Here is a 19,693-nt window from a genome sequence, read left to right as displayed (position 1 = left end):
CAGAGGTTTCTGTGAGCAAAGAAAGTCCAACCATTGTTAAGTGCCCGCAGTGTGGCATCCCTGTCGTTTGGGGCGACGTGAGTCCCTATCGCCCGTTCTGCAGCAAGAAGTGCCAGCTTATCGATCTGGGTGAATGGGCCGATGAAGAAAAGCGTATTGCTGGTGCCCCAGATATGTCTGACAGTGATGGTTGGTCAGAAGATCAATAACACCCATCCGTTCAAAAACACCAATCCATAATTACGGGCGGCAAAGTGAATACTTTTGCCGCCCGTATTTTATAGAAACATCGCTTTCAGCTTGGCAAGCACGGGGCCATTTGCCTCGGGAAATTCAAAAAGACCAAGCTCTTTTATCTTCACCCAGCGTCCCGGTTGTCCCTCTTTCCCAAAGGGCTCACCACGAAATTCTGATATCAAAAAAAAATCGAAAGTCAGGCACTTATCCGGATAGTCATGCGATAGTGACAGAAAATGTTCGATACCGGTAGCACAGATCCCGACTTCCTCATCCAGCTCTCGAATGACAGCAGTCTCCGCGGTTTCGCCAGCTTCAACCTGTCCGCCAGCAAACTCCCAGAAACCGCCTTTATGGGCTTTCGCGGCGCGCTGAGTAATAAAAATCCCATCCTTTGTCGGGTTCAGGATGATCCCCGCTGCAATATGAATGCGTTTTATGTTAGTCATTAATCCGTTTTCCCATAAAAAAGGCCGCAATCTGCGGCCTCTTATATCTCTGCCTTCGGTTAGTCTATCTTACCGTGGCATTGCTTGAATTTCTTGCCTGACCCACAAGGACATGGCTCATTACGACCCACTTTTCGGCCATCACGAACAACAGTGTCAGATGCATGGCCTTGGCTGTCATCCAACTGGTTTTCTGCTTCTGCGTGGCTCATCTGCTGACGACGTGCTGCCGCTTCTGCGTGTGCACGACGTTGCTCTTCCATGCGGTCGACTTCTTCAGGCTGCTGAACGCGCACTTTGCTCAATGTCGTCACAACATCTGATTTCAGGGCACCCAGCATATCTTCAAACAGTTCAAAAGACTCTCGCTTGTATTCCTGTTTCGGGTTCTTCTGCGCATAGCCACGCAAGTGGATACCCTGACGCAGGTGATCCATCGCCGCCAAGTGTTCTTTCCACAGCGTGTCGAGCGTTTGCAACATCACTGCTTTTTCGAAATTACGTAGCGTTTCCGCACCTACAGCAGCTTCTTTCGACTGATACACGTCAACGATGTGGTTCTGGATTTTTTCACGCAGTTGCTCTTCGTACAGTTTTTCGTCTGCATCCAGCCATTGCTGCAGTGGCAAATCAACATCGAAGTCCGCTTTAAGGCGCGCTTCCAGACCTGCCACATCCCACATTTCTTCGAGAGATTGAGGCGGAATGTACTGATCAATCACGCTGCTCACGATATCTTCGCGGTTGTGTTCAATCATCTCGCTGATGTCATTTGTATCCATCAACTCATCACGCAGTTCATAAACCACTTTACGCTGATCATTGGCAACATCATCGAATTCAAGCAGTTGCTTACGAATATCAAAGTTACGGCCTTCAACTTTACGCTGTGCGTTTTCGATCGCCTTGTTCACCCAAGGGTGTTCAATCGCCTCACCTTCTTCCATTCCGAGCTTTTTCATCATGTTAGATACACGCTCAGACGCAAAAATGCGCATCAGTGTGTCTTCCATCGACAAATAGAAACGGCTTGAACCCGGGTCCCCCTGACGACCAGAACGACCACGGAGCTGGTTATCGATACGGCGAGATTCGTGACGCTCAGTACCAATGATATGAAGACCACCCGCAGCTTTCACCGCTTCGTGACGCTCACGCCATTCCGTTTTGATATCTGCAATTTGCTGCTCCGTTGGGTTTTCCAACTTAGCGACGTCTGTTTGCCAGCTACCACCCAACACGATATCCGTACCACGACCCGCCATGTTGGTTGCGATAGTCACCGAACCCAACGCGCCAGCTTCAGCAATAATATCTGCTTCAGAGGCATGGAATTTCGCGTTCAGTACGGAGTGTTTCACGCCTGCTTTTTTCAGTGCATTTGATAACAGTTCAGATTTCTCGATAGACACCGTACCAACAAGCGATGGCTGACCTTTTTCACTGCGTTCTTTGATATCCGCAATAATGGCTTCAAATTTCTCACGTTCAGTCATGTAGACCTGATCGGCCATGTCATCGCGAACCATTGGTTTGTTGGTTGGAATAACCACGGTTTCCAGACCATAAATTGACTGGAATTCGAATGCTTCTGTGTCTGCTGTACCGGTCATGCCAGACAGTAAGTCATACAAACGGAAATAGTTCTGGAAGGTGATCGATGCCAGCGTCTGGTTTTCGTTTTGGATTTTAACGCCTTCTTTCGCTTCAACAGCTTGGTGAAGACCTTCAGACCAACGACGACCCGGCATAGTACGGCCAGTGTGTTCATCAACGATGACCACTTCATCGTCTTTCACGATGTAGTCGACGTCTTTTTCAAACAAAACATGTGCACGCAATGCTGCATTGATATGGTGAAGCAAGGTAATATTTGTCGGAGAATAAAGCGTATCAAGCTCTTCCATCAGACCGTTTTTCTTCAGCAAATCTTCAACAAACTCCTGACCCGTTTCGGTAAGGTGTGCTTGTTTAGATTTTTCATCAACGGTGAAGTGACCGTCACCGCGGTATTCTTCACTGTCTTCTTTGTCTTGACGCACCAATTGCGGGATAAGCGCATTGATACGGGTATACATGTCTGAGCTGTCTTCAGCTGGACCAGAGATAATCAGTGGCGTACGTGCTTCATCGATAAGGATGGAGTCGACTTCATCGACAACGGCAAAGTAACGCTCACGCTGCACACGGTCTTCAGCACGGAATGCCATGTTGTCACGCAGGTAGTCAAAGCCAAATTCGTTATTCGTGCCGTACAGGATGTCCGCTTGGTAAGCCGATTTTTTCTCTTGAGGATGCATATTTGGCACGTTGATGCCAACTGTCATATCAAGGAATTCAAATAGAGGGCGGTTTGTTTCAGCATCACGCTTGGCCAGATAATCGTTCACGGTAACAATATGAACGCCTTTGCCTGTCAATGCGTGTAGATACGCTGGCAGGGTTGCCGTTAGGGTTTTACCTTCACCAGTACGCATCTCTGCGATCTGACCATTGTTCAACACCATGCCGCCAATCAACTGCACATCAAAATGGCGCATGCCGTATACACGCTTAGAGGCTTCACGCACGGTAGCAAATGCTTCTGGCAGGATGACATCCAGCGATTCGCCTTGCTCAATACGTTGACGGTATTCTGCCGTTTTGGCTTTCAGTTCGTCGTCACTATACGCTTCAAACTGGGGTTCAAGATTATTGATTTCATTGACGACTTTGCGAAGACGACGCAGGGTGCGGTCGTTGCGGCTTCCGATTACTTTGGTAATTAGCTTCGATAACATGGCTTTGCCGTTTCTCTCATAATTTTAGCTTCAGCAAAAGGGCCAAAGCCTGGATACTGCGCAGCAGAGAAATTCAGCATATCCCTCTGCCAAAATTCTTTCGGAAGAATTAGCGATTCATTATGAATATTGATCTTGTGCCTGACGACGATGTTTTCAAGGCTTGAGAATCAATTCTTCTCGCTTATTATGCGCGTTGGCCGATTATCATAAGCCATATCTCACAAGCATCCCACTCGTAATACACGTTCTTCTTGGTTTGTTAATAAAAATTAGAACCCGTCCAATACCCTGCTACGAAATAGTGCATTTAATGCTCGCTTTTCGCGCAGTCGTTGCCTTACACCGTCAAATAATTAGAGAGAAATCTCCGTGAAAGATAGAGTGGTGCGTGATCAACTGATACTCTTAATTCAGTCACGTTAAAGAGAGTTGGTTTTGAGAGATCACCGTCCACAAGCAGCATTAGATCTATTAGAAAAAGGGTTAGCAGGGCAAGTTCGCCAACGCGCACACGCGCTGTCTCAGCTAAATGATCAAGTGAAAACCCTTTTACCTCCCCATTCGGCGAAACATTGCCGCGTGGCAAATTTTCGTGACGGTATTTTGGTCTTAGAATGTGGTTCTTCTTCGTGGGCAAACCGACTGAACTTTGACAGACAAGTGCTTTTGTCTTCATTACGTAAAAGTACACTGCCGTCACTGATGACAATTGAAATCAAAGTGAACCCAGAATTAGCTAAGCGTGAAGTGGAAGAGCAAAAAGCTAAAGAATTTAAAGAAAAGACACCGCCTGTCAGCCCTGTCGCTGCAGAGTATTTAAAGGCGATTGCGCAAAGCGCACCTGAGAAGATTCGAAAAAAGCTAGAGGCGATTGCCGCACTGGCAGACAAAACATAGAACCCGTAAATTCGAAGAATACGGTAAGCTTTTAGCGGGCAATAGACATAAAAAAACCGGAGTTATCACTCCGGTTTTTTCTTAGGCGAGTACCATGCCTGGTTGTGCAAACGTCACTGGCAATGTCTGTTCGTTTTCGAACGTTGCCCACTCCCACGCTTCTTGGTCTGCAAGCACCGCTCGCAGAAGCTGGTTGTTCAACGCGTGACCTGACTTGTATGCACGCATTTCACCAATGATGTTATGACCACACATGTAAAGGTCGCCAATCGCGTCCAGCACTTTGTGTTTCACTAGCTCATTGTCGTAACGCAAGCCTTCTTCGTTCAGGATACGGTAGTCGTCCAAAACAATTGCACAGTCAAAGCTGCCACCAAGGCACAGATTACGTGATTGAAGATATTCAATATCACGCATAAAGCCAAATGTACGTGCGCGGCTAATATCTTTGATAAACGACTTAGAAGAAAAGTCTAACACCAAATTTTGCTGTTCTGATTCAATCGCTGGGTGATTAAAGTCGATAGCGAAATCCAAGCGGAAACCGTCGTAAGGTAACAACTCAGCCCACTTGTCGCCGTCTTCGATGCGAACAGGTTTCTTAATACGAACAAAACGTTTTGCTGCATTAAGAGTTTCAATCCCCGCTGATTGCAACAGATAGATAAATGGACTGGCACTGCCGTCCATGATTGGAATTTCTGGTGCGTCAACTTCAACGATAACGTTATCGATACCCATGCCTGCCAAAGCGGCATTTAAGTGCTCAACAGTCGAGATACGAACGCCTTCGTCGTTTACCAATGCAGTACACAGCATCGTATCGCGAACAGACGCCGGATCAGCAGGAAAGTCCACTGGCGGATTAAGGTCTGTACGGCGATAGATTACGCCTGTGTTAGCTGCTGCCGGGCGCAGGATCAACGTGACCTTACGGCCAGAGTGCAAGCCGACTCCGGTCGTTTGAACAATAGTTTTTAATGTTCGTTGTCTAATCATCTGCCATTCCCAACTGAATTTTTTGCGCCCCAAATCACCCATTACGGTGTCACAAAGGGCAAAACGGGCAGCATGATAACATGCTGCTGCTCACAAACCAAGCACCGCCTAGGTTAGTCTGCCTGCTTACGAAGAAACGCAGGGATGTCTAAGTAGTCTTGCTCTTGCTTTGGTTTCGGCGCAACGTTTGTCTGTGGCTGAACTACCTGCTCTGCTGGACGTCCAACCGGCACATTTGTTGCCGCCTTAGGAGCTTCCTGCAAAGGTTGTGCCTTATTTTCCACTGGTGCTGGCTTTTGAGAACCAGAAACCAAGGTAATATCCGGCTTACGTTCATTGCCAATACCCGTTGCAACAATCGTCACTCGTAACTCTTCAGACATCTCAGGGTCCATAGAAGTTCCGATCACAACTGTCGCATTGTCAGACGCAAACGCTTTTATAGTGTTACCCACAGTTTCGAATTCATCCAGTCTCATATCGAAACCAGCTGTAATATTTACGAGAACACCACGCGCACCTGCCAGATCAATGTCTTCCAACAGTGGGCTAGAAATCGCCATTTCAGCGGCTTCTTCCGCACGATCTTCGCCTGTTGCTACACCGCTACCCATCATTGCGTGACCCATTTCAGACATCACTGTGCGTACATCTGCAAAGTCGACGTTGATAAGGCCAGGACGAGTAATCAGCTCTGCAATACCCTGGACAGCGTTACGCAGCACATCGTTTGCTTTTGCAAACGCGTCCAGAAGCGTAATACCGCGACCCAGAACTTTGAGCAATTTCTCGTTCGGGATAGTGATCAGGGAATCAACATGCTTAGAAAGCTCTTCAATACCCTGCTCAGCAAACACCATGCGCTTCTTACCTTCAAAGCTAAATGGTTTTGTCACCACCGCTACAGTAAGAATGCCCAGCTCTTTCGCAATCTCAGCGATAACAGGAGCTGCACCAGTACCAGTACCGCCGCCCATACCTGCTGCGATAAATACCATATCGGCACCTTCGAGCTCAGCTTTAATGGCTTCGCGATCTTCCATCGCAGATTCGCGACCTACTTGCGGGTTTGCACCAGCACCTAGGCCTTTCGTGATATCACCACCAATTTGGATGACTGTGCTAACAGCTGTCTTACGCAGAGCTTGAGCGTCAGTGTTGACGGTGATGAATTCCACCCCTTCAATTGACTCTCGTACCATGTGCTCGACTGCATTACCACCGCCGCCGCCAACACCAACGACTTTAATTACCGCATCGTTGGACATTTCCATCATCGGTTCAAACATGTGTTCTCTCCGTCTTTCCTGTTCGCATCAGGTTTAAAATTCTTTCTTGATCCAGCCACTAAGCTTACTGAACATTCCGGATACAGTACGCTTAGGCTCTGGTTCGCTCGTTTCGTTTAATAGGTTATCTTTGCCGTAATGCAGCAAACCAACCGCTGTCGCATGGATAGGAGTGTTGACATAATCTGTCAACCCTGTGACTCCCTCAGGTAGTCCCACACGGACTTGGTTCTGGAATACACGTTCTGCGCATTCCACTAACCCTTGCATTTGTGCCGCACCACCAGTCAGAACAACGCCTGCTGCTAATTGATGCTTAACGCCTTGTGCACGTAGGCGTTCCTGAACTCGCTCCAGCTCTTGCTGCACCAACCCCAACAATTCGCTGCAGCGTGGCTCAATCACTTCCGCCAAGGTCTGTCTTTGCAGGCTGCGCGAAGGGCGACCGCCTACACTTGGGACATTGACTTTTGCATCTTTATTGACCAACTCACTTAACGCGCAACCGTACCTGACTTTGATCTTTTCAGCATCGCTCAAAGGTGTACCGAAGGCATATGCGATATCACTGGTCACAACATTGCCGGCATAAGGAATAACCGCAGCATGACGTAATGCGCCACCTGTCCATACCGCAATGTCCATTGTTCCGCCGCCGATATCGACGACACAAACGCCAAGTTCTCTTTCGTCCGCTGTAATCACAGCGTGACTGGCTGCAAGCCCCGAGAAAATCAATTGGTCAACTTTAAGACCACAACGTTCAACCGCTTTTTCTATATTTCTGGCGGTGTCATTATGACAAGTGATCAAATGAACACTGGCTTCCATACGGACGCCCGACAACCCGACGGGGTTCTTTATCCCTTCTTGGTAGTCAATTTTGTACTCTTGTGGGATCACATGAAGTACACGCTGCTCATCACTGATTTTCACGGACTTCGCCGTGTGGATCACCATATCTACGTCGTCTTGCGTAACTTCTTCGTCGGAGATAGTGCCCATGCCTCGCTCGGTCTGGCAGTGAATATGTTTACCCGACAACGACAAAAATACGGAGCGTATCTTGTAATCTGACATCAATTCTGCGTCATTGACTGCACGCTCAACTGATTTAACGACAGATTCAAGATCGTTTACACCACCTTTGTCCATCCCCTGAGATGGAGTGGTGCCAACGCCCAATATATTGACGGCGCCATCTGGCAGCACTTCACTGACGACCACCGATACTTTAGAAGTACCGATGTCTAACCCTACTATCAAAGGTCTGTCAGCTGTCTGTTTCATCCCACCTACTCTCAGGTTTACTCTTCACCAGCTTGAACAGGGGCTTTCCAGCCCACCGCAGCACCAGTGTCATAGCGCAAATCCACGTATTGAATGGTTCGGCCTGTTGCGTTGATATCTTTAATCAGCGCGACAAATCGCTGTAATCTTTCGTTTCTGGACTCTCGTCCTAACTCGATACGCACACCGTCCCGAGTCACTATTCGCCATGAGCGTCGCTCATTCAGAGCGAGCGCAGCAATCTTGTAGTCTGTCGAGGCTAATATGTCTCGTAGCTCTCGCCAAACATGTAATACTTCTTCTTCACTCCCCTCAGGGCCATGAAGTGACACTAAGTGTCTGTCTTTCACATCTTCAGGGCTGGCATCAAAGACCACCCCATGAATATCTAAAAGTTGCGATCCATTCCAGACCGCTTCAGGTTGATATTCCGTCACATTGACTTTCAATGTGTCTGGCCATTGCTTTCTAATCGCAACGTTCGCCACCCAGGGGAGTGATGCAACAGCACCATGAATGGTGTCGACATCTTGCAGCATGAAACTCTTCAATGTACCCAGAGTTAATACCGCGTTTCTCACGTCAGTCGGCGACACATGTTGCAACTCGCCTTGTACAACAATCTGTGACAGGGGTAACTGCTGTTCATCCCCCATCCAAGCAAGTACGCGTAGCATTGACCAAACGATAGCTAGAATGACAAATACCAAAAACACCAGCCCCCCCCAATGCGATTTCAACATTGAAGGTTGAGCCGGTACGTCTTCTGCCGTCATTTGCGTCATATCTGGCAACTGCCTCGCTCTTGATGGGCAACCTGCCGCTTTACTCATTGCAAAGCCGACCGATTATAACGGTCAGTTTGACAGGTCACCAACCCTTCTTAACACAGAAGTGATGAAGCTGAGATCAAATACATGCAAAACAACCAAAAACAGGTTAAAAGTTAGACATCAACCAGTTGAGGTGTGCTGCAAGCCCATTCTGATTCCTAGCTTTGCTCACTCAATGCTTTTCTATTCAATTTCAATTCCGCCAGTTTTCTGGCCACTTTACCGATATCACCAGCACCTTGGGTCAACACCAAATCGCCCGGCTTAATCACCGCTTCGAGGGCTGCAGGTAGTGAATCCACGTCCGGCACAAAAATGGGATCTATCTTGCCTCGGCTACGAATAGTGCGACACAAGCTACGACCATCAGCGCCTGCAATCGGCGCTTCCCCTGCCGAATACACATCCAGCATCAGCAGAACATCCACGTGTTCCAACACGTTCGCGAAATCATCATACAAATCACGCGTTCGGCTATATCGGTGTGGCTGAAATACCATAACCAAACGGTTATCAGCCCAACCCGCACGTGCTGCCTGAATGGTTACGTCCACTTCACTTGGGTGATGTCCATAATCATCCACCAGCAACACTTCGCCATCATCGACAGGGAATAGGCCCAGCTGATCGAAACGACGGCCGGTGCCTTCAAAACTTGACAGCGCCCGCAAGATCGCGTCATCTTCAACACCGTCTTCGGTGGCAACTGCAACCGCGGCTGTCGCATTCAGTGCGTTGTGACGCCCAGGAATATTCAGTTCAATATGAAGCTCAGGCTTGTCTTTACGCAAGATGGTGAAAATGCCTTTTTGACCTTCTTGACGGTAATCCTTGAGCTGTACATCGGCATCATCGGCATCATCGGCATCATCGGCAAAACCATAGGTGATCACCTGACGACCGATCTGTGGAATAAGCTCACGCACGACAGGGTCGTCGATGCACATAACAGCTTGGCCATAAAACGGCAGCTTGTGCAGAAAATCGATAAACGTCTGTTTCAGGTTGTTAAAGTCACCACCGTACGTGTCCATGTGATCTGCTTCGATGTTGGTGACAATCGCCACCATTGGCTGCAGGTGGAGGAAAGATGCGTCACTTTCATCCGCTTCTGCAATCAAGTAACGGCTACATCCCAAACGAGCATTGGTACCTGCACTTTTCACCAGACCACCGTTCACGAAGGTTGGATCCAAGTCTGCTTCTTGATAAATCAAGGTGGCCAACGCTGTCGTCGTGGTTTTACCGTGCGTTCCTGCGACAGCAATACCGTGACGGTAACGCATTAGCTCTGCCAGCATTTCAGCGCGGCGAACAACAGGGATGCGAGCACGTTTTGCTGCCACCAACTCTGGGTTGTCAAGTTTGATAGCGGTGGATACCACCACGACACTCGCACCGTCCACATGGGTTTCAGCATGCCCAATAAAGACCGTGGCACCTTTGCTTTCCAAACGTTGCGTAACCGCATTCTCAGACAGATCTGATCCCGTGATTTCATAGCCTTCATTCAGCAGAACTTCGGCAATACCGCACATCCCTGCACCGCCAATCCCAACAAAGTGGATACGTTTCACACGGCGCATTTCCGGCACCATGGTGCGAATTTTTTCTAACTGATGACTATCAAACTTGCCCATCACGCTCTTCTCTTAATTTGCGACTTCTTTGATGACATCAGCAACGCGAACCGCAGCATCTACAATGGCTGCTTTTCTTGCCGCGTCTGACATCGCAGTCAAAGACGTTGAATTCTGTTTCTCTAAAATCTCTACCAGCTTTTGTGCTGTCAGGTCTTGCTGTTCTAGCATCAAGGCAGCACCGCTGTCCACGAGATGCTCAGCATTCAGTGCCTGCTGACGATCTTTGTGCATGAAAGGCACGAATATCGCGGGAACACCCGCCACAGACACCTCTGAAACGGTTAATGCACCCGAGCGGCAAATCAGCAAATCAGCCCATTGATAGGCCGCTGCAACATTATCAATAAACTCGGTCACCTCGACGCGCTCGACGCCCGCAGTCTGATACCGCTCTTGCGTATCATCTTTTGCGCCTTTACCCGCCTGATGTCTCACAACAACCGGACGTTTTACTAACGCGATCGCTTCTGGCACGGTATGGTTCAGGATTCTCGCCCCTTGGCTTCCTCCCATCACCAGCACGTTGAGAGGCTCACCGTCTTGGTAAGCGGGAGAGGCTGGCAAGTCGCATACATCTTTACGAACAGGGTTTCCCACCACGTCTTTATCAACAAAAGCGCCGGGGAACGCTTGTAAAACTCGCGTTGCAATTTTCGCCAACCAACTGTTGGTCAGCCCCGCTACTGCGTTTTGCTCATGAAGTACAACGGGTACACCGCATAGCCATGCGGCCAAACCACCCGGGCCACTCACGTATCCGCCCATGCCAAGAACGGCATCCGGCCTCCACGCCAAAATATATTTTCGCGCTTGAAGTACCGCGTTGAATATCATCCAAGGGGCAAGCAGTTTACGCGCAAACCCAGCACCACGCAGCCCTTTTACATGAATAAAATCGATCTCAATGCCATGTTTTGGCACGAGTTCCGCTTCCATACGGTCTGCCGTGCCCAGCCACCGGATCTCCCAGCCTTGTTGCTGAAGTTTCTGTGCAACTGCAAGCCCTGGGAAAACATGGCCGCCTGTGCCACCCGCCATGACCAGCAACTTTTTATTCTTTTGTTCTTTTTCGTTTTTCATGAGACACAATTCGCTGGTGCGCTTGCGAGGTTTCTAATCGGTATTCGTGATCGATCCTCAACAACAACGCAACCGCAGTAGACATAACAAATAGACTAGAGCCACCGTAACTCACCAGCGGCAACGTCAAACCTTTCGTTGGCATAATGCCGGCGGCAGCACCCACATTGACCAAAGCCTGAAACGCAAACCAAATACCGATACCAAACGCCAGGTAACCACCAAAAAGTTGTTCATTTTCAAGGCAACGCTTACCAATAAATAGCGCCCGGAACACCAAGGCAAACACCATGAGTAGAACCAGAGTTACACCAACCAACCCCAACTCTTCCGCCAATACCGCGACGACAAAGTCCGTGTGTGCTTCCGGCAAATATTCCAATTTCTGAATGGAGTTCCCAAGGCCTTGCCCCCACCAATCACCGCGGCCAAAGGCCATCAGAGATTGGGTCAACTGGTAACCTTTACCAAAAGGGTCTTCCCAAGGGTCAAGAAATGACGTGACACGCGCGACACGGTAAGGCTCTGCAAGGATCAATGCCCCCACCAGTCCCAGTCCGGTTGCAAGCAATGCGCCAAACTGCCATAACTTTGCACCTGCGATAAATAGCATGCCTACCGTGGTCACGAACATGACGATGACCGAACCCAAGTCCGGCTGAGCCAGCAACAAAACTGCGATGACAACTAACACGGCGAGAGGCTTGAAAAAGCCTCGGAAACTCTCTCTGACTTCACCTTGCCGACGAACAAGATAGCCAGAGATGAACAGAAAAAGAGAGAGTTTTGCGACTTCCGCAGGCTGAAGGTTAATGACACCCAACGGCAGCCAACGCACGGCACCGTTAACAGAACGCCCCACAAACAGGACAGCAAACAACAGAAACAAAGAAACAAGCAGCATAGGGATACTTAGCTGCTGCCAGCGGGACAGCGGGATTTGCATGGCGAACCCCGCCATAATGACGGCACCAAACAGGTAGATACCCTGTCGCATTGCAAAGTAGAACGGCTGATCCACCAAACGCGTCGACACAGGGATGGATGCGGATGACACCATGATCAGGCCCACCATCATCAACCCGAAAGAAAGCCACACCAGTTGGCGGTCATACAAAGCGGTTGGCGACGGCTTCGTTGCCCACCGCCAGACATTGATGTCTTCCCACTTGATTCCCATCATCCTGAGATTCTCTCCTCAGAATGGCGTATTGCGATTTCTTTGGCATACGCAGAAAAGATCTCTCCACGCACCATAAAATTCGGAAATTGATCGAAGCTTGCACACGCGGGAGAAAGAAGCACCATATCGCCCGCATTCGAAGTTTCAGCCGCGATATCCATGGCTTGCTGCATGGTCTCAACAACGATCGGTTCAGCCACCAGCGAGGTAAACGCATCGCCGTCACGGCCATAGCAGTAAAGCGCGATATCGAGCTTATCAAGCGCAGGCTTCAAAGAAGAAAACTCAGCACCTTTTCCATCGCCACCGACCAGAAGGTGTAATTTACCCGTCAGTTGCAGCCCATCAAGTGCAGCCAAGGTGCTTGCAGAGTTGGTTGCTTTCGAGTCATTCACCCAAAGCACGCCATCGTGTTTAATCACTTGCTGGCAGCGGTGTGGTAAGCCTGTGTATTCACGCATTGCCGCACGTTGTGCGTTACGAGATACGCCTGCAGCGTCAGCCAGCGCCATCGCGGCCAAACAGTTTGCCACATTGTGACGACCTACCAGTGCAATGTCAGACACGGCCATCACGTGCTCGCCCTTTGCCGTCAACCACTCTTCGCCATCGAGTGGCGTGAGTGTGTAATCACCTTCGGAAAAGCCAAAACTCTCAGCTGCTACTGAAGACGGAGCTTTGGTCTGCACGTCATCTTGATTCCAAACCGCCAGTTGGGTCTGATCGAAGATACGCAGTTTCGCTTGGCGGTAATTTTCCATACCGTCATAGCGATCCATGTGATCTTCAGACAGGTTAAGGAAAACCGCAGCGGCCATATTCAGTGATGAGGTCGTCTCCAGCTGGAAGCTGGATAGCTCTAGCACGTAAAGCGCGTGGTTGCTGGCCAGCATATCTAATGCCGCAAAGCCAATATTGCCGCCAACACCGACGTTCACAGCGTCAGCTTTCGCCATCTCACCAAGCAAACTGGTTACTGTACTCTTGCCGTTTGAGCCAGTAATACCAAGCACAGGGGCTGACACGTCTCTTGCAAACAGTTCAATGTCACCGACAATTTCGATGCCTTGATCGGCTGCGTCTCGAAGCTCTGGCGTCGCGAGTGCAATGCCCGGGCTAGCTACAATTTGGTCGGCACTCAGGAGCCAAGCCATGTTCCAGCCACCAGCGTGAAGCTCAACCGCCGCTGGTAATTGCTCGGCACCGGGAGGGTTCACACGCGTATCAATGACACGAATGGTCGCGCCGTCAGCCTTATTCACTAGATGCTTAACGACGGAGAGCCCGGTCATACCGAGCCCTATTACCACAATGTTTTTTGTTGCGGCAATCACGTTCATTTAGCGCACCTTCAGCGTTGCCAGTCCCGCAAGAACCAGCATCAAGGTAATAATCCAGAAACGCACAATCACGCGCGGCTCCGGCCAACCTTTTAATTCGTAATGATGGTGGATAGGCGCCATACGGAAAATGCGTTGTCCACGCAGCTTGTACGAACCTACCTGCAGGATCACAGACAGGGTTTCCATCACGAAGACACCGCCCATGATCACCAACAAAAACTCCTGGCGAACCAGCACCGCGATAGTACCCAGCGCACCGCCCAGAGCCAATGAGCCTACATCGCCCATAAAAACTTGAGCGGGATAAGTGTTAAACCAGAGGAAACCAAGACCCGCGCCTACAATCGCCGCACACACGACAACCAATTCACTTGCGTCTTTAATGTAAGGAATGTGCAGATATTCAGCGAAGTTGACGTTACCCGTTGCCCACGCAATAAACGCAAAGCCGCTTGCTACCATAACTGTCGGCATAATGGCTAAGCCATCCAGCCCGTCTGTCAGGTTGACCGCGTTACTGGTCCCGACAATAACGAAGTAAGTGAAAGCCACATAGAAGAGGCCCAATTGCGGCATGATATCTTTGAAAAAAGGCACCACTAATTGTGTCGCTGCAGTGTCCTTGCCATGGGCATACAGTGCAAACGCCACAACCAATGCAATAGCGGATTGCCAGAAATATTTCCAACGTGCGATAAGGCCATCGGTGTTTTTGCGCACTACTTTGCGGTAGTCATCAACGAAGCCTATGGCGCCATAACCTAAAGTCACGAACAGTACCGCCCACACATATGGATTCGACAAATCAGCCCAAAGCAACACAGTCACGGTGATCGCTGTCAGGATCATGATCCCGCCCATCGTCGGGGTACCGCGCTTACTAAAGTGAGACTCCGGGCCTTCGTTACGAACAACCTGACCAATTTGCAGCATTTGAAGACGTGCGATAAGGCGTGGGCCCATCCAAAGGGAGAGTAAAAGAGCAGTTAGCACACTCAAGATCGCACGGAACGTCAGGTAATCGAACAGACGGAAAAAGGAAAAATGTTGTGTCAGAAGATCTGAAAGCCAATCTAGCATTTTTCTGCCTCCTCGATGGCTGAAACCACTTCCCACATTTTCATTCCGTTGGCACCTTTCACCAGCACGGAAACTTCAGATTTTGTTTTCATGAGCTCTACTACATGCGCAATCAATGCGTCTTTTTTCTCGAAATGCTGGCCACCACACTGTGCGCTTATCACGACACTTGCTGACCCATGGGTAATGATGGTTTGAATCGATGCTTTTGATAAGTGATCCGCTAAGTCTTGGTGCACCGAGGCCGAGTGTTCACCCATTTCCCCCATGTCCGCAAGTACAATCACTTTTTCACCGTCAAAACCGTCTAGTAGATCAACTGCCGCTTTCATTGCTGCAAGGCTGGCGTTGTAACTGTCATCGATCAATCGAAGATTTGGACGGGGAAAACTAATGGCACCGCGCCCTTTCACAGGCAAAACTGACGCCAGACCCTCAATGACATCGTCAATGGTAATACCGTCGATATTCATTGCTGTCATCGCAGCCAACACCGCGTTCGCCACGTTATGCTCGCCCGGCAGGCTAAGTGAAACCGGGAATTCACCAAGAGGCGTTACCAATTCGAAGGTATAACAACCGGACTCAAGGGGTTGAATATTCTTGGCATGATAATCAGCAGACACATCGCTCACTGTCATGGTTTGAACGCGTTTATCCGCCAACACCGATGTCCATGCATCACCACCGTTACTGTCCAAGTTCACAATGGCGACAGCACCAGACGCAAGACCTTCATAAATCTCGCCTTTAGCCTTAGCCACACCGGCTAAAGAGCCGAATCCTTCTAAATGCGCCGCGGCAAGATTGGTCACTAAAGCGATGTCAGGTTTTACCAGTTGCGTGGTATACGCAATTTCTCCGGCGTGGTTCGCCCCAAGCTCCATCACAGCAAAATCGTCTGAAGGCTGTAAACGCAGCAAGGTCAATGGCACACCGATGTCGTTATTAAAATTGCCTGCGGTATAAAGGGTCTGTCCTTTACGCGACAAAATGGCAGCCAGCATCTCTTTGACAGTGGTTTTGCCACAACTGCCTGTCAGTGCAATGGTCATCACATTGCACTGTGATTTCACCCACGCACCGAGCTGCCCCAGTGCCAGGGTGGTGTTTTCTACCACCAACTGAGGTAAATCAATCTCTATAGGCTTCGAAACAAGCAGGGCTGAAGCGCCATTGTTTTTCGCTGTTTCGACAAAATCGTGTGCATCAAATCGCTCGCCAATGAGCGAAACAAACAGAGCACCGTCACCCAATGTGCGGGTATCCGTTGAAACCGCATCGATCGCTACGTCTTGGCCAACAAGATCTGCTTTTAGCACGTCTCGCAGTGTGCTCAATGAAACTGGAATCATACTTCTCCCTCCAGCAGTGCTTGTACGGTTTCACGATCTGAATAGTGAACAGTGCCTGAGGCAAGAACCTGATAATCTTCGTGTCCCTTGCCTGCAACCAAAATCACGTCATCTTTCGATGCATGCTCATAGGCGTAACGGCACGCTTCAGCGCGATCATGAAGTACAATGGCGCTTTCTGGGTTCGCCATGCCTTTCAACATGTCTCCAACGATAATCTGTGGTGATTCTGAGCGCGGATTATCGTCAGTCACAATAGCGTTGTCCGCAAGGCGTTCAGCAATCTCTGCCATCATAGGGCGTTTGCCTGTATCGCGATCACCACCACAACCGAAAACACACCAAAGCTTTGATTCACAATGCCGACGCAAAGCATGGAGTGCCTTCTCTAGCGCATCGGGAGTGTGAGCATAATCCACCACCATCATAGGTTTGTCAGGGTGATGAAAAACTTCCATACGACCAATAACGGCCTGAAGTTGTGATGCTGAGGCCATCAATGCCGCTTTGTCATATCCCAACCCCAACAGGGTTGCCAGACTCAATAGCAAGTTCATGACATTAAACTCGCCCACAAGCGGTGCGGTGAAATGCCCTTGCCCCCAGAGAGAATCAAACACAATACTCACACCGCTGGTTGCATAGTCAACGTGAGTCAGCCAAAGCTTGCGGCCCTGATGAAAGGCAACACCTTCTGGCGACATCGACACTGCAATGGCTTCTGGCATGCTTTTGAGCCAGTCAGCACCGACGCCGTCATCCGCATTGATAACAGATACGGGTGTTCCATAGTGCGTGAATAGACGTAATTTAGCATCGGCATACGCTTCCATGGTGCCATGGTAGTCAAGGTGATCACGGCTAAGGTTAGTGAATATCGCCGCATCGAATGCCACCGCTTTCACGCGATCTTGCACCAATCCGTGGGAAGAGACTTCCATTGCAACGTGAGAGGCATCTTCAATGTAAAAGCGGGCTAGTTGTTCCTGAATATCCACAGCACTACCCGTTGTGTTGGGGGCTGGCTCAAGAGAAGATAAAAAACCGTTACCTGTTGTCCCCATCACTGCCGCTTTGCCACCGAGTAAATCAATCCACTGCGCCACAAGCTGGCTAATGGTTGTTTTACCGTTCGTCCCTGTCACACCAATCACGGTCATCGCCTGACTTGGCTGTTGAAAATAGCGCGCAGATATTTCAGAAAGCGTGGATTTCAAATGCGGAAAAGCAATAACGGGGACATTGCTGTGCATTTCAAGGCTGAACTGGGCATTGGTATCGCCATCGTCAGCGATAACGGCAACAGCCCCCGCAGCAATTGCGTCTGAAATAAACCGACGCGCATCTAACGCGTGCCCTTGAACGGCAACAAAAACATCTCCAGCCTGAATATGACGATTGTCTAATTTCAGCCCTGAGATAACGACATCCTGTTCTAGTTGATACCAGGGTGCCAAAAGATTTTTAAGACTTGTATTCGGCATCAGTTCTGCCTGTTTGTATTAGCAAGTTGTAACTGGGACTGCTCCGCATCCGGTGCAATATTTAAAATCTGTAATGCGCTTTTCATCACTTCAGAAAAGACAGGTGCCGCAACTTGGCCCCCGTAATATTTATCACCTTGCGGTTCATTGATAACCACCACCAAGGCTATGCGTGGGTCGCTGATCGGTGCAATCCCCGCCGTGTATCCAATGTATTCATCACCATAGCCACCCGCTACGGCAACTTTTGCCGTCCCCGTTTTTGCGCCGACGCGATAACCCGGCACTGCCGCACGGTGTGCGGTTCCGCCCGTTTCCGTCACTGATTCCAGCATATCCAGCACCTTGCGGGCATTTTCACGCGAAGCGACTTGCTTGCCAGGTACGACAGCTTCCGTTTTCAAAATAGAGAGCGGTCGATTCACGCCCATGCTTCCTAACGTGGCATAAGCACGTACCAACTGTGCAGGGGTAATGGATAAACCGTAACCAAAGGCAAGCGTGGCACGTTCAAAGTCAGACCAACGACGACGGTTGGGGTATAGGCCAAACGATTCACCAATCAGATTCACACCCGTTGCATCACCTATGCCGAAGCTGCTGTATAATCCCAGCAACGCTTCCACTGGCATAGATAAAGACAATTTACTGACGCCAATGTTGCTCGACTTTTTCAGGATTTTACGAAGATCGGCTTTTCCGACCTTAGAAGAGTCTCGAACACGCGCCCCACCAATCGACATAATACCGTTACCAGTATCGATAATGGTGTGTTCATCGGCTACGCCGTTTTCGAGCGCAGCCAGTACCACCAGCGGTTTAATCGTCGAGCCGGGTTCAAAGACGTCCGTGATGGCACGGTTACGCATTTTAAAACTTTTCAGATCGGAGCGATTATTCGGGTTGTACGAGGGAGCATTGACCATAGCCAGCACCTCACCAGTTCGCACATCCACCATAACCAGGGAACCAGAGGTAGCGCGGTAATCTGCGACCGCTTGTTTGATCGCGCGATAGGAAATGGCCTGCAGGCGCTGATCGATACTCAGTTCAAGAGGCTTGCCTTCTTCTTTGGCTTCCAGAGAGATGTTCTCAACGACACGACCATAGCGATCTTTGCGCACCGTTCGTCGCCCCGGTTCGCCACTCAGCCAACCATCATAACCGCGCTCAATGCCTTCTAGGCCGCGTCCGTCGATGCCTGTCACCCCAACTAAGTGAGCACTAACCTCACCGGTAGGATAAAAGCGACGAGACTCATCGTTCAGACCAATTCCCGGCAGTTTGAGGCTTTTCACGTATTCAGACATTGCAGGGCCAACTTGGCGCTGAAGATAGATAAAACGCTTTTTCTTGTTCTTGTCGATGCGTGCCAGCATCTCTTGACGATCAAGCCCAAGCACATCTGCCAATGCGTACCAACGATCTTTTTCCGCCAAACCACCGTTTTTAAAGACAGTAACGGGGTCAACATACACCGCCTGAACCGGTACACTCACGGCTAATGGCTCGCCATTTCGGTCAGAAATCATGCCTCTAGAGGAAGGGAGAGCTTTAACGCGGACAGAACGCAAATCGCCTTCATAACGAAGGCGATCAGGTTCGATCACTTGAATGTAGGCCGCGCGTGCTATCAGCCCGAACAAAGCCAAAGAAATGCAGATGCAAACCATCACGAAGCGCCATTTGATCAGTGTTGGCACCTTTTTTGTCGCCCGAGGATTTTTAGGTTTGTTTTTTCCCTTAAT

16 protein-coding genes are annotated in these 19,693 nt (G+C 49.6%); 2 read left to right on the top strand and 14 right to left on the bottom strand.

All coding sequences use genetic code 11. From position 1 onward, the window contains the following. The first annotated feature begins 11 nt into the window (after positions 1–11). Entirely contained in the window at positions 12–209 is a 198-nt protein-coding gene (gene yacG / locus B5D35_RS01345) for a DNA gyrase inhibitor YacG (RefSeq protein WP_078750824.1), read from the top strand. A 69-nt stretch (positions 210–278) separates the two neighbouring features. On the opposite strand, the gene mutT is transcribed toward yacG, so the two are convergent. Beyond that, positions 279–686 carry an 8-oxo-dGTP diphosphatase MutT gene (gene mutT / locus B5D35_RS01340; protein ID WP_078750823.1) on the bottom strand — a complete coding sequence of 136 codons (408 nt, stop codon included), beginning with the start codon at positions 684–686 and terminating at the stop codon, positions 279–281. 59 nt (positions 687–745) lie between these two features. Continuing rightward, positions 746–3,466: a preprotein translocase subunit SecA gene (secA, locus tag B5D35_RS01335; RefSeq protein WP_078750822.1), complete on the bottom strand. Its 2,721-nt coding sequence runs from the start codon at positions 3,464–3,466 to the stop codon at positions 746–748. A 438-nt stretch (positions 3,467–3,904) separates the two neighbouring features. Here secA and B5D35_RS01330 point away from each other — a divergent pair, with 438 nt between their 5' ends. Then, positions 3,905–4,366: a DUF721 domain-containing protein gene (locus tag B5D35_RS01330; RefSeq protein ID WP_078750821.1), complete on the top strand. Its 462-nt coding sequence runs from the start codon at positions 3,905–3,907 to the stop codon at positions 4,364–4,366. Between the two features lie 81 nt (positions 4,367–4,447). Here B5D35_RS01330 and lpxC read toward each other — a convergent pair whose 3' ends face one another. From lpxC to ftsI, 12 genes are all read right to left on the bottom strand, one after another. Next, on the bottom strand, positions 4,448–5,365 hold the full coding sequence (lpxC, locus tag B5D35_RS01325; RefSeq protein WP_078750876.1) for a UDP-3-O-acyl-N-acetylglucosamine deacetylase: 918 nt from the start codon (positions 5,363–5,365) through the stop codon (positions 4,448–4,450). 113 nt (positions 5,366–5,478) lie between these two features. Continuing rightward, complete coding sequence (ftsZ, locus tag B5D35_RS01320) at positions 5,479–6,654, bottom strand: cell division protein FtsZ (RefSeq protein WP_078750820.1); 1,176 nt, start codon at positions 6,652–6,654, stop codon at positions 5,479–5,481. Positions 6,655–6,687: 33 nt separating this feature from the next. After that, positions 6,688–7,944 (bottom strand): cell division protein FtsA, encoded by a 1,257-nt coding sequence (ftsA, locus tag B5D35_RS01315; RefSeq protein WP_078750819.1) that lies wholly within the window; start codon positions 7,942–7,944, stop codon positions 6,688–6,690. Between the two features lie 17 nt (positions 7,945–7,961). Next, positions 7,962–8,729, bottom strand: coding sequence for a cell division protein FtsQ/DivIB (locus tag B5D35_RS01310; RefSeq protein ID WP_078750818.1), 768 nt, complete (start codon positions 8,727–8,729; stop codon positions 7,962–7,964). Positions 8,730–8,935: 206 nt separating this feature from the next. Then, positions 8,936–10,417, bottom strand: coding sequence for a UDP-N-acetylmuramate--L-alanine ligase (gene murC / locus B5D35_RS01305; protein ID WP_078750817.1), 1,482 nt, complete (start codon positions 10,415–10,417; stop codon positions 8,936–8,938). 12 nt (positions 10,418–10,429) lie between these two features. After that, complete coding sequence (gene murG, locus B5D35_RS01300) at positions 10,430–11,500, bottom strand: undecaprenyldiphospho-muramoylpentapeptide beta-N-acetylglucosaminyltransferase (RefSeq protein WP_078750816.1); 1,071 nt, start codon at positions 11,498–11,500, stop codon at positions 10,430–10,432. After that, the gene (gene ftsW, locus B5D35_RS01295; RefSeq protein ID WP_078750815.1) at positions 11,472–12,683 is read right to left on the bottom strand and encodes a cell division protein FtsW; all 1,212 of its coding nucleotides are present in this window, start codon (positions 12,681–12,683) and stop codon (positions 11,472–11,474) included. The genes murG and ftsW overlap by 29 nt, the downstream gene beginning before the upstream one ends. After that, complete coding sequence (murD, locus tag B5D35_RS01290; protein WP_078750814.1) at positions 12,680–14,023, bottom strand: UDP-N-acetylmuramoyl-L-alanine--D-glutamate ligase; 1,344 nt, start codon at positions 14,021–14,023, stop codon at positions 12,680–12,682. The genes ftsW and murD overlap by 4 nt, the downstream gene beginning before the upstream one ends. After that, a complete protein-coding gene (gene mraY, locus B5D35_RS01285; RefSeq protein ID WP_078750813.1) occupies positions 14,024–15,106 on the bottom strand; it encodes a phospho-N-acetylmuramoyl-pentapeptide-transferase in 1,083 nt (360 codons plus the stop codon). Further along, a complete protein-coding gene (gene murF / locus B5D35_RS01280) occupies positions 15,100–16,461 on the bottom strand; it encodes a UDP-N-acetylmuramoyl-tripeptide--D-alanyl-D-alanine ligase (protein WP_078750812.1) in 1,362 nt (453 codons plus the stop codon). Before murF ends, mraY begins: the two co-directional genes overlap by 7 nt. Beyond that, on the bottom strand, positions 16,458–17,945 hold the full coding sequence (gene murE / locus B5D35_RS01275; protein WP_078750811.1) for a UDP-N-acetylmuramoyl-L-alanyl-D-glutamate--2,6-diaminopimelate ligase: 1,488 nt from the start codon (positions 17,943–17,945) through the stop codon (positions 16,458–16,460). The genes murF and murE overlap by 4 nt, the downstream gene beginning before the upstream one ends. Next, positions 17,945–19,693, bottom strand: coding sequence for a peptidoglycan glycosyltransferase FtsI (gene ftsI / locus B5D35_RS01270; RefSeq protein ID WP_078750875.1), 1,749 nt, complete (start codon positions 19,691–19,693; stop codon positions 17,945–17,947). The genes murE and ftsI overlap by 1 nt, the downstream gene beginning before the upstream one ends.

Origin of the sequence: Enterovibrio nigricans DSM 22720, assembly GCF_900167155.1 — a bacterium.
Lineage (GTDB): Bacteria > Pseudomonadota > Gammaproteobacteria > Enterobacterales > Vibrionaceae > Enterovibrio > Enterovibrio nigricans.
Note: the sequence above shows the minus strand (reverse complement) of the source record. Positions and strands in the feature narration are given on the sequence as shown.

Coding starts and splice junctions, on each gene's coding strand:
- murE (WP_078750811.1), bottom strand. CDS start 17,945: ATGCCGAATACAAGTCTTAAAAATCTTTTGGCACCCTGGTATCAACTA.
- ftsW (WP_078750815.1), bottom strand. CDS start 12,683: ATGATGGGAATCAAGTGGGAAGACATCAATGTCTGGCGGTGGGCAACG.
- murD (WP_078750814.1), bottom strand. CDS start 14,023: ATGAACGTGATTGCCGCAACAAAAAACATTGTGGTAATAGGGCTCGGT.
- secA (WP_078750822.1), bottom strand. CDS start 3,466: ATGTTATCGAAGCTAATTACCAAAGTAATCGGAAGCCGCAACGACCGC.
- mraY (WP_078750813.1), bottom strand. CDS start 15,106: ATGCTAGATTGGCTTTCAGATCTTCTGACACAACATTTTTCCTTTTTC.
- murG (WP_078750816.1), bottom strand. CDS start 11,500: ATGAAAAACGAAAAAGAACAAAAGAATAAAAAGTTGCTGGTCATGGCG.
- murF (WP_078750812.1), bottom strand. CDS start 16,461: ATGATTCCAGTTTCATTGAGCACACTGCGAGACGTGCTAAAAGCAGAT.
- B5D35_RS01310 (WP_078750818.1), bottom strand. CDS start 8,729: ATGACGCAAATGACGGCAGAAGACGTACCGGCTCAACCTTCAATGTTG.
- mutT (WP_078750823.1), bottom strand. CDS start 686: ATGACTAACATAAAACGCATTCATATTGCAGCGGGGATCATCCTGAAC.
- ftsA (WP_078750819.1), bottom strand. CDS start 7,944: ATGAAACAGACAGCTGACAGACCTTTGATAGTAGGGTTAGACATCGGT.
- murC (WP_078750817.1), bottom strand. CDS start 10,417: ATGGGCAAGTTTGATAGTCATCAGTTAGAAAAAATTCGCACCATGGTG.
- ftsZ (WP_078750820.1), bottom strand. CDS start 6,654: ATGTTTGAACCGATGATGGAAATGTCCAACGATGCGGTAATTAAAGTC.
- lpxC (WP_078750876.1), bottom strand. CDS start 5,365: ATGATTAGACAACGAACATTAAAAACTATTGTTCAAACGACCGGAGTC.